The sequence below is a fragment of the Nonomuraea sp. ATR24 genome, assembly GCF_041950485.1.
Classification (GTDB): domain Bacteria; phylum Actinomycetota; class Actinomycetes; order Streptosporangiales; family Streptosporangiaceae; genus Nonomuraea; species Nonomuraea ceibae.
This window is the reverse complement of record NZ_JBGNUU010000001.1, coordinates 266,139-275,691: the sequence shown is the minus strand read 5'-3', so window position 1 is coordinate 275,691 and position 9,553 is coordinate 266,139. Positions and strand designations below refer to the sequence as shown.

The window sequence follows — 9,553 nt, the reverse complement described above, 5'->3', positions numbered from 1 at the left end:
GGGACGTTCAACCTGGTCTTCGGGCCCGCGCGCTCGAGCGCGCCGACGCCCTGGCCGACTACGCCCGGCGGCGCCGGGCCCGCATCGCCAAGATGGTCAGGTCCGCCGCCGCCAACCGCGCGCCAAGATCGCCGGTCCCGTCGCCCGCCGGCTGCGCAACCTCCTCATGCCGGTGGCCCTACGGCACTTCTACGAACGCGGCACCTCCTGGCTGTACACCCACGACGTCACCGCCTAGGGTCCGGGCGCTACTGCCGCCACTGCTCCGCCGGTGACACGCCGGGCAGGGGCTTGCCGATGAGGGCAAGCGGGAGGAAGAAGCAGACCTGGCCGATGGCCATGATGAGCGTGGCCAGAGCCTGGTCGTCGTAGTGCTCGGACGCCCTCGCGTACAGCTCGTCGGGGACGCGCTCGCCGGCCGGGTTCGGCGTGAGCACGGCTTCGACCAGCTCCAGCGCGACGCGCTCGGCGTCGGTGAAGTAGGGCGCGTCGCGCCAGGAGGCCACGGCGGTGATGCTCTCCTCGGCGGCGCCGGCCTTGCGGAGGTTGCCGGTGTGCAGGACCGTCAGGTACGTGCTGCCGGCGAGCTGACCGGCGCGCAGCTGGACCAGGCTGATGGTCGTCTGCGGGATCGTGCCGTTGCCGGTGGCCTTGTACAGGGCGCCGCCGATGTCCTTGAGCTCGGGGACGAGCACGGCGGGGTTCGGCAGACGCGACTGGGTGGTGGTCACGGGGTTGTCCCTTCTCGGTTCCAATGCTGGATCACTGCTGCACTGACGGAGCGCAGGGGACGAAGGTGACCGCTCGGCCCAAGAATGTGCGCGCCGCGGCCCCCGCCGCCACCCACCGGGCGTCACGAGGACAAGGGCGCTTTCACGATCGCCGGGATTCCCCCCTCGGCACAGCGGAACTAAAGTCGATCCAAAGCGGTCATCCGTAGCTTCATCCGCATGACTCTTCGACGCATCATCAGCATCGCCGCCGCCGGAGCGACCGCCGCCGCTCTGGGCCTCGCGATGGCGCCCGCCGCAAGCGCGGACGACGCCGGCGACTGCAACTACCGCTACGTCTGCTTCTACAGCGGCTCCGGCCAGACCGGCACGCTCAAGCTGGAGAAGGCGGGCAACTGGAGCGGCAACGTCTCAGGCATCCGCTCCTTCTTCAACAACGGCGAGTCCGAGCCGAACGGCGCCGACCACGTCATCGTCACCTACCAGTACTACACCGACAGCGGCAGCGGCCCCGAGCTCAGCAGCAAGCAGCGCAAGTGCCTGCACTACGGCCTCGCCGACGCCGGCTCGATGCCGGGCGGCTGGCGCAACTGGGGCTCGGTGGTCACCAACATCGAGTGGGTGAACCGCTGGCACAGCCTGTGCGGCGGCTGATCAGCCATCTGGGGGATGCGGGCGAGACCCCGCCGGCAGGCGCCGGCGGGGTCTCGCCCAATCGCTCTACCGGCCCTGGTCAGGGGCGGTGAACGAGATCCACACGTCCGGAGGGACGGCCGCGGGCTCCTCCTTCCACGCGTCACCGGCGATCTCCGTGGCGACGCGACGCCAGAACGCCGCGCCCGCCGTGTTGGCCTCCTGGAAGGCGATCCTCCAAGGCCCCGGATGCCGGGAGATCACGTCTCGCACGACTTCCATCCCGACCCCGGAACGGCGCGCGCCGCGTACCACGAAGAAGCTGTTGAGCACGCGCGCCGGGCCGGACAGGGCGCGCACGAACGCGAACCCGACGGGCCGGTCCCCGCTGGTGAACAGGTACGCCGTCCACTCGTCGTCCTCGAGCGCCGTGCGCAGCCGGTCGCTGTGATAGGTGCCGTCGGGGCTGGGCAGCCCGCCCTGGAAGTCCGCCATGTCGTGGCGGAACATGAGCCAGAGGCGTTCGATGATGGGGCGGTCCGCGGCGTTGATGGGCCGCACGGTTGCCTTGATAGTGGTCATACATAGACCTTCCGGCCGGAATCAACATCCGACCGGAAAGCAGACACTAGCAGATTCGATCATGGCCCGCCCACCGCGGCCGGACCATGACGGACGTGCCTTGGGGGAGATCGGGGCTGGTGCTGGTGATCCCGCCGTGCCTGCTCCTCGTCCCCGGCATGAGCCACCTGCGCGGCACCCGTACGCCGAGGAGAACGTCATGACTGCACGCGAAGCGGCCGGACGGCGACAGAATCGGCGGAGAGCGTCACCTCGATGGTGATGCGGGGATTGTCCGGCCGGGGGAGCCGAAGCCCGCGCTCGAACTCCTCTTCGTCGTCCGGCATCGCCTTCGGCTGGATCGTGACCTTGACCTGGCCGGTCTCCTCATCCGTCTGCGAGGTCATCGTGGCCACCTCGGGCCGGGAACGGAGCCAGGTGACGACCGTGTCGTGGGCCTGCTGGAGGTCGGCGGACGAGAATCCCTTGCCGCCGATCAGCGTGACCTCCGTGGGAAGGGTCCTGGCCAGCTCGATCGCGCGAGCCGGGACGCGCCCCTTGAAGCCGATGCGCAGCCCTCGGTGGTCGTCGACGTACCTGATGCCGGAGAGCTCGCCGGGGAACTCCTTGTGGAGCTTGTCGAGCACCCGGTTGTTGGCCGTCTGTGAGCCGAAGCGGTCGATGGCCTCCTCGTAGGAGATGCCCTGCGATCTGGCGACGTTCACGAGGTCGACCAGTTCGGCGTAGGGGATGCCGTCGATCGTCACGTCCGGCTCGGTCACCGCGGGGTCGTACCCGTCGAAGTCCGTCGGTTTGGGCGACGAGGTGGCGGCCAGCCGGGTCGCGTACCGTTTGACGACCTCCTCCAAGGGCCGGCCCGATGACGCCGCCTCTCGTTCGAGCCGTTCCAGGGTGGGCCGATGCGGTGCGGGCTGATCGGCCCTCGGTAACACGATCGTCTCGGTCCCGGCCGCCGTGGGCGCCGCGCCGGCACCGGGTTGACCGCAGGCGCACAACGCCGCGAGCAACGCGATGACGGTCCAACGTGATCCCTTCATATCTGAGGGACGCGCCGACGGCCTGAAGGGTTCATCCGGTCAGGGGTGCGAGTGGATCTCGTCGTGTGCCTCTTCGAGCGAGGATCCCGACAGGAGCGCCGCGATCCCGCCGGTGAAGTTGGCGCACGCGAAGAGGTCCTCGTGCGGGCAGGCCAGGCCGTGCGCGATGGCGGTGCGCGCCACCTGGGCCTGGGCGATCCGCTGGTCCAGCTCGGCGAGCTTGCGCCGGTAGAGCTCGCGCCATCCGTCGTCGGACGGTGCGCGTGACGCGACGAACGCCCTGATCTCCCGCAGCGTGAAGCCGGCGTCGCGCAGCAGCAGGACCACGCCGACCAGCTCGACCGCCGACGGCGGGTAACGCCGCCGGCCCGAGATCCGGGCCGGCGCCGGCAGGAGGCCGAACTCCTCCCAGTAGCGCAGGGCGGAGGTGGCGACACCCGTGCGGCTCGCCAGCTCGCCGATCGTCAACTGCTCGCCCATTGACTTCAAGCATACTTGAAGCCATTGACTGGCGATCATGCGAACAGCGGATACGTCTTTCAAGCAGCGCGTGATCAGATACCTGGTGGGCCAGGCCCATCGCCCCCGAGGCGTCGTCGGGTGGGCGACGAGCTGGATGTTCGCCCTTCGCCCCTCCAACCGGCAGCGCAACAGGTGGGCGGTGTCGCTGCTGGACGTGCGGCCCACCGACCGGGTGCTGGAGATCGGATTCGGTCCCGGCATCGCCATCGCCGAGCTCGCCCGCCGGGCCACCCACGGCCAGGTCTTCGGCGTCGACCACTCCCTGACCATGGTCCGGCAGGCCGCCCGCCGCAACGCCGCCGCCGTCCGCGCCCGCCGGGTGCGCCTCACACAGGCCTCCGTGGAGCGGCTGCCGAGCTTCGGCGACCCGCTCGACGCCGTCCTCGCCGTCAACTCCGCGGGGTTCTGGCCGAACCCGGTGGAGCGGCTCGCCGAGCTGCGCCGCCTGCTCCGCCCCGGAGGCCGCATCGCGCTCGTCAGCCAGCCGCGCAGCCCGGGCGCCAACCGGGACACCACGGCCCGGGCCGCCCAGGAGCTCCAGGACCTGCTCACCCAGGCCGGCTTCACCCGCCTCCGGGTCGAGACCCTCGACCTCGACCCGCCCGTCGCCTGCGTGCTCGCCGACAACCCGGCCGGCGCCGGCCGTCACCCATGACGGCCGCGGCCCGCCGTACGAGGTGGACCAGGGGAGGGACGCCGTGCGGGCGGATGGTCCGCCACTCCACGCCCGTGACCGCGCCCAGCTCGTGATCGCCGCCTACCGGTCCGGCCTCGCCACGGTCACCGCGGAGTGAGAAACCCGGAGATTCAGAGAAACGTCCCTGTCGGATCGGGCCGGGGCTGTTCGTTGAAGGTGTGAGAGGGCGCCCACGAGGGATGTCCCCAGGGTCGAGGAAGAGAAGGATGACGAGCATGAAGCTGACGACCATCACGAACGTATCCGTCGACGGCGTGATGCAGGGACTCGGGCAGTCGGACGAGGACCGCAGGGGCGGGTTCGAGCGCGGCGGCTGGGCCCTGCCGTTGTTCGACGGTGAGGCCGAGGCGTTCCTCGGGCAGATCTACCAGCGCGCCGACGCGTTCCTGTTCGGCCGGCGGACGTACGAGATCTTCGCCGGTTCCTGGGGCGTGATGCCGGATCCGGAGAGCAACCCCATCGGCGGCCCCCTGCACGCGCGGCCCAAGTACGTGGCCTCGGCCACGCTCACCGACCCGGGATGGGCGGGCACGACCGTCCTGTCCGGCGACGCCGTGGACGCCGTGCGGGAGCTGAAGGCCGAGCGGGACGGTGAGCTGCAGGTGCACGGCAGCGGCGCGCTGGTCCGCCGGCTGCTCGACGAGGGCCTGGTCGACGAGATCACCCTGTTCACCTATCCCGTGGTCGTCGGCCAGGGCACGCGGCTGTTCCCCGCCACGGGCCCGGACCTGGCGCTGGACCTGGTCGGCTTCCGGGCGTTCGCGAGCGGCATCACGTGCCAGGTCTACCGCCCTGCCGGGCGCCCGCGGTACGCCGGCCCGGACCTCGCGTCATAGCCGCCCCTCGTACGACCGACCGTCACGCAGGAGATGACCTGAGATGCAGTACCTGGTTTCCGTGATCGACGACAGGACCGCCTCGGCCACGCCGGACGAGATGTCCGCCATCAACGCGTTCAACGACCGGCTGGTGGCCGAGGGCCACTGGGTGTTCGCCGGCGGCCTGGCCTCGCCCGGCACGGCCACCGTGATCGACAACCGGGGCGGGGAGGCGATGCTCACCGACGGGCCCTTCCTGGAGTCGAAGGAGTACCTCGCCGGCCTCTGGATCATCAGGGCTCCCGACCTCGACGTGGCGCTCAAGCTCGCCGCCGAGGGGTCCAAGGCGTGCAACCGGAGGGTCGAGGTACGGCCGTTCCTGGGCGGGTGACCGTGGCCGGCGTCCGTGAGGCGATCACCAGGGCCCACCACGAGGAGTGGTCGCGCGTGGTGGCCGCGCTGGCCAGGCGGTTCGGGGACCTCGATGTCGCCGAGGAGGCGGCGGCGGAGGCGTTCGCGGCCGCTGTCGAGCGGTGGCCGGCCGACGGCGTGCCTCCCAGCCCTGGCGCCTGGCTGGCCACCACGGCCGGCCGCAAGGCCATCGACCGGGTCCGGCGCGAGAGCAAGCGCGCGGACAAGCAGAAGGAGGCCCAGCTGTTGTACGACGACGACCCGGCCGAGCCTCTCGGAGCCATCGACGACGACCGGCTCCGGCTGATCTTCACCTGCTGTCATCCGGCGCTCGCGATGGAGTCCCGCGTGGCGCTGACGCTGCGACTGGTCGGCGGCCTGACTGTCGCCCAGATCGCCCGTGCCTTCCTGGTGCGGGAGACCGCGATGGGGCAGCGGATCACCCGGGCCAAGGCCAAGATCAAGGCGGCTCGCATCCCCTACCGGGTGCCGTCCGCCGAGGACCTGCCGGCACGCGTCTCCGGCGTGCTCGCCGTCCTCTTCCTCGTCTTCAACGAGGGCTACCTGGCGACCGGCCCCGACACCGATCCCGTACGCCCCGACCTGACCGCCGAGGCGATCCGGCTCGGCCGCCTGCTCCGCACCTTCATGCCGGAGGACGGCGAGGTGGCCGGGCTGCTGGCGCTGATGCTCCTCACCGAGGCGCGCCGCACCGCCCGGGTCTCGGCGGGCGGCGAGCTGGTCGCCCTCGACGAGCAGGACCGGGGGGCCTGGGACGCGGCGCTGATCGCCGAGGGCCATCAGCTGGTGCGCGAGCGTCTCGCCGCTGCCGCCGCCGGGGCGGCTCCGGGCCGCTACCAGATCCTCGCGGCGATCAACGCCGTGCACACCTCCGCCAGGGACGTGCGCGACACCGACTGGTCGCAGGTCGTCGCCCTGTACGACCAGCTCGTCCGCCTCGACCCCTCGCCGGTCGTCGCCCTCAACCGGGCCATCGCGGTCGCCGAGCTCGACGGCCCGGAGGTGGCGCTGGCGGCCGTCAACCGTCTTGAGCCCGAGCTGGCCGGCTACCACGCCTACCACGCGACCCGCGCCGACCTGCTGCGCCGGCTGGGCCGGGGCCGGGAGTCGCGCGCGGCGTACGACAGGGCCATCGAGCTGGCGGGCAACACCGCCGAGACCGCGGCCCTGACCCGCCGCCGCGACCGGCTCCGGTAGCGCCCGCGGGCGCTGTGCCGGCGCCTGGAGATCCGGCCCGTTTTCTGGCGGACATTCTACGTTAACCATCTGTTGTGACATCCGACGTTGGACGTAGGATGTCTTCTCCCCCAGCTACTCCAGCCAGAAGGGCGAAGACATGCACGATGGCTATCCCCCGGAGAGCCGTACCGGGCGCTTCCTGCGGCGCCGGGCGGGCGCCGTGATGGCGCTCGCAGGCTTACTCGTCGGCGCGTTCGCCGCGCCGGCCGCCGCGACCGGCGACAGCGCGCCGTTCGTGGACGAGCAGGTGATCTACAACCGGGGCGACTCCGGCTACAGCTGCTTCCGGATCCCCGCCGTGGTGCGGGCGGCGAACGGCATGGTCCTGGCGTTCGCCGAGGGGCGGGTGAAGGACTGCGGCGACGACGAGGACATCGACCTCGTGCTGCGCCGTTCCGCCGACGGCGGCCGGACCTGGGGGCCGATCCAGGTGATCTCGGAGGGCAACGGCACGACCCACGGCAACCCGGTGCCGATCGTCGACGGGCGCACCGGCCGGGTCGTGCTCGTGAGCACCCGCAACGGCGCCGAGCCGTGCCCGAACGGCTGTGACCGCGACCCGTGGGTCCAGTTCAGCGACGACCACGGGGCCACCTGGTCGGCCGCCAGGGAGATGACCGAGGGCAAGCGCCCGGAGTGGAACTTCTGGTACGCAACCGGCCCGATGCACGGCATCCAGCTCACCTCCGGCCCGCACGCCGGCCGGCTGGTCGTCGGGGCCAGCTTCGAGAGCTGGGACCGCGTCGGCAAGCACGTGTACGGCACCCACCTGCTCTACAGCGACGACAGCGGGGTGACCTGGAACATCGGCGCCGAGACGGCCCGCGACGACGGCACGGTCATCGCCCAGGAGGTCACCGTCGTCGAGCTCACCGACGGGCGGATCTACGCCTCGGCCCGCGAGCGCGGCACCGACGAGGGCAGCCGGGCGTACGCGACCAGCAGCGACGGCGGCAGGACGTGGGACGCGCCGTTCCGCACCGTGCCGGCGCTGGCGACGACCGACGTCCAGGGGTCGCTGCTGCGCTTCGACGACGAGCGCATCCTCTTCTCCTCGCCGATGCACCCGGGCGCCCGGGAGGCGATGGGCATCAAGTCGTCCTACGACGAGGCCCGCAGCTTCGAGACGTGGGACGAGGGCAAGGTCTTCCACTGGGGACCGTCGGCGTACTCGGACATGGTGCGGCTGGACGCTGACGAGGCGGCCCTGATGTACGAGGCGGGCAGCGTCTCGCCGTACGAGCAGATCCGGTTCGCGCGGTTCAACGAGGCGTACCTGGAGACGCCGAACGGCACCCCGCCCGGCATCCCCGGCCCGCCGGAGCCCGGCCCGACGACGCCGGACACCTCGCCGCACCGCAACGCGGCGTACGTCCGGGGCGGCGCGCAGCCCGCCGACGGGCGCTTCGGCGGCGGGCTGGCCCTGGACCGGGTGGACGACCGGGTGGAGGTGGCCTTCGACGACTCCATCGACCTGGGCGGCAAGGACTTCACGCTGACCACCTGGGTCCGCTACACGGAGAAGACCGGCTCGCACGCGATCCTCTGGTTCCACCGGGTGGACCGGGGCACCAACCCGCCGGGGCTGTGGCTGCGGGCCGAGCCTGCCAGCAACCGCATCCGGGCGGTGCTCTCCGTCGACCGGTACGACGTGACCGTCCAGTCGCCGAGCGCGTACAACGACGGGCAGTGGCACTTCGTGGCGCTCCAGCGGGCCGGCGGGGAGCTGCGGCTCATGGTGGACGGCGTGCAGGTCTCGGCGGCGGCGGCGCCGGCCGGCTCGCTGACTCTCGGCAAGGAGTTCGGGATCGGCGGAATCCACGTCGGCCAGCGGATGGACGGCGCGGACCGCTTCCGCGGGACGCTGGACGAGCTGCGGGTCTACCGCCGCGCCCTCAGCGGCACGGAGCTGGACCTGATCCGCGAGCGGAACTTGCCGATCGGCGGCCGGCTCGGGCTGCGGCTCCCGTTCGACCACGTGAACTGAGAAAACGAGTCATCGCCCCGCGCAGGACATCCCATGTCCTGCGCGGGTGGTGAACGACCGAGGCTCATCCGGTGGCCAGGCCGTGCAGTCGTCGTAAACTTTCCGTACCGCCTGGCCGTCCGGGACCGAGAGGTGGGATGTTCGACCACAACGTCTTCCGAGCCTGGAGGCAGCATGCCTGCGCGTGACGGCGCGTCGCTTCAGGAGCGCATCGTCGCCCTGATCCACGAACGCGGGCTGGCCCCCGGATCCCCGATGCCGACCGAGGTGCAGCTGATGGAGCTGCTCGGCGCGAGCCGCAACAGCGTCCGCGAGGCCGTACGGGCGCTGCGGGCCCTGGGCATCGTCGAGATCCGGCACGGCCACGGGACGTTCGTCGGGCACGCGTCGCTCGACGTGCTGACGCCGTCGCTCGCCTTCCAGGTGCGCTCGGGGCCGGGCGGCGGGATCGACGCGCTGCGCGATCTGGTCGAGGTCCGCGAGCTGCTGGAGACGGGGCTGATCGGCCAGGTGGCCCGCACCGCCAGCGCCGCCCGGCTCGCCGCGCTGGACGCCCTGGTGAACGGCATGGACCGCGACCGGGAGGCCGATCGGGCCTTCCACGCGCTGCTGTACGAGTCGAGCGGCAACGAGCTGGTGCTGCAGCTGATCGGCCTGTTCTGGGACGTCTACCACGAGGTCGAGCCGACGCTCGGCCCGCCGGAGGAGCGGACCGAGGAGATCGTCGTCAACCATCGCCGGATCGTGACGGCGCTCCGGGCGCGGGACGCCGAGGCCGCCCGGGAGGCGATGCGGCTGCACTTCCGCGACGTGAAGGCGCGCATCGCGCGGGCGAAGGCGCCGCCGTCACCCGCGCCGACCTGACCCCCAAGGCC

11 protein-coding genes are annotated in these 9,553 nt (G+C 71.7%); 7 read left to right on the top strand and 4 right to left on the bottom strand.

Annotation, left to right across the window (positions count from 1 at the left end; all coding sequences use genetic code 11):
* Window positions 1-248 precede the first annotated feature (248 nt).
* Entirely contained in the window at window positions 249-731 is a 483-nt protein-coding gene (locus ACBI99_RS01310) for a carboxymuconolactone decarboxylase family protein (RefSeq protein ID WP_308125683.1), read from the bottom strand.
* Between the two features lie 219 nt (window positions 732-950).
* On the opposite strand from ACBI99_RS01310, the gene ACBI99_RS01305 reads away from it, so the two are divergent.
* On the top strand, window positions 951-1,385 hold the full coding sequence (locus tag ACBI99_RS01305; protein WP_357585450.1) for a hypothetical protein: 435 nt from the start codon (window positions 951-953) through the stop codon (window positions 1,383-1,385).
* Window positions 1,386-1,451: 66 nt separating this feature from the next.
* Here the strand turns inward: ACBI99_RS01305 and ACBI99_RS01300 are convergent, their stop codons facing one another.
* The 3 genes from ACBI99_RS01300 to ACBI99_RS01290 form a co-directional block, all read right to left on the bottom strand.
* Window positions 1,452-1,946: a GNAT family N-acetyltransferase gene (locus ACBI99_RS01300; RefSeq protein ID WP_246644403.1), complete on the bottom strand. Its 495-nt coding sequence runs from the start codon at window positions 1,944-1,946 to the stop codon at window positions 1,452-1,454.
* 197 nt (window positions 1,947-2,143) lie between these two features.
* Window positions 2,144-2,794 (bottom strand): hypothetical protein, encoded by a 651-nt coding sequence (locus ACBI99_RS01295; RefSeq protein WP_375071483.1) that lies wholly within the window; start codon window positions 2,792-2,794, stop codon window positions 2,144-2,146.
* A gap of 228 nt (window positions 2,795-3,022) precedes the next feature.
* Complete coding sequence (locus tag ACBI99_RS01290) at window positions 3,023-3,463, bottom strand: MerR family transcriptional regulator (RefSeq protein WP_375071482.1); 441 nt, start codon at window positions 3,461-3,463, stop codon at window positions 3,023-3,025.
* A gap of 70 nt (window positions 3,464-3,533) precedes the next feature.
* Between ACBI99_RS01290 and ACBI99_RS01285 the strand changes: the two genes are divergently transcribed.
* The 6 genes from ACBI99_RS01285 (at window position 3,534) to ACBI99_RS01260 (ending at window position 9,542) form a co-directional block, all read left to right on the top strand.
* A complete protein-coding gene (locus tag ACBI99_RS01285) occupies window positions 3,534-4,160 on the top strand; it encodes a methyltransferase domain-containing protein (RefSeq protein WP_357585456.1) in 627 nt (208 codons plus the stop codon).
* A gap of 257 nt (window positions 4,161-4,417) precedes the next feature.
* Window positions 4,418-5,038 carry a dihydrofolate reductase family protein gene (locus tag ACBI99_RS01280; RefSeq protein WP_219502789.1) on the top strand — a complete coding sequence of 207 codons (621 nt, stop codon included), beginning with the start codon at window positions 4,418-4,420 and terminating at the stop codon, window positions 5,036-5,038.
* 43 nt (window positions 5,039-5,081) lie between these two features.
* Window positions 5,082-5,411: a YciI family protein gene (locus ACBI99_RS01275; RefSeq protein ID WP_357585458.1), complete on the top strand. Its 330-nt coding sequence runs from the start codon at window positions 5,082-5,084 to the stop codon at window positions 5,409-5,411.
* Entirely contained in the window at window positions 5,408-6,649 is a 1,242-nt protein-coding gene (locus ACBI99_RS01270) for an RNA polymerase sigma factor (RefSeq protein WP_219502783.1), read from the top strand. Before ACBI99_RS01275 ends, ACBI99_RS01270 begins: the two co-directional genes overlap by 4 nt.
* Before the next feature lie 139 nt (window positions 6,650-6,788).
* Complete coding sequence (locus ACBI99_RS01265; protein ID WP_375071481.1) at window positions 6,789-8,678, top strand: exo-alpha-sialidase; 1,890 nt, start codon at window positions 6,789-6,791, stop codon at window positions 8,676-8,678.
* A 174-nt stretch (window positions 8,679-8,852) separates the two neighbouring features.
* The gene (locus ACBI99_RS01260; protein ID WP_219502776.1) at window positions 8,853-9,542 is read left to right on the top strand and encodes a FadR/GntR family transcriptional regulator; all 690 of its coding nucleotides are present in this window, start codon (window positions 8,853-8,855) and stop codon (window positions 9,540-9,542) included.
* The last annotated feature ends 11 nt before the right edge of the window (window positions 9,543-9,553 follow it).

Coding starts and splice junctions, on each gene's coding strand:
- ACBI99_RS01265 (WP_375071481.1), top strand. CDS start 6,789: ATGCACGATGGCTATCCCCCGGAGAGCCGTACCGGGCGCTTCCTGCGG.
- ACBI99_RS01290 (WP_375071482.1), bottom strand. CDS start 3,463: ATGGGCGAGCAGTTGACGATCGGCGAGCTGGCGAGCCGCACGGGTGTC.
- ACBI99_RS01305 (WP_357585450.1), top strand. CDS start 951: ATGACTCTTCGACGCATCATCAGCATCGCCGCCGCCGGAGCGACCGCC.
- ACBI99_RS01280 (WP_219502789.1), top strand. CDS start 4,418: ATGAAGCTGACGACCATCACGAACGTATCCGTCGACGGCGTGATGCAG.
- ACBI99_RS01300 (WP_246644403.1), bottom strand. CDS start 1,946: ATGACCACTATCAAGGCAACCGTGCGGCCCATCAACGCCGCGGACCGC.
- ACBI99_RS01275 (WP_357585458.1), top strand. CDS start 5,082: ATGCAGTACCTGGTTTCCGTGATCGACGACAGGACCGCCTCGGCCACG.
- ACBI99_RS01260 (WP_219502776.1), top strand. CDS start 8,853: ATGCCTGCGCGTGACGGCGCGTCGCTTCAGGAGCGCATCGTCGCCCTG.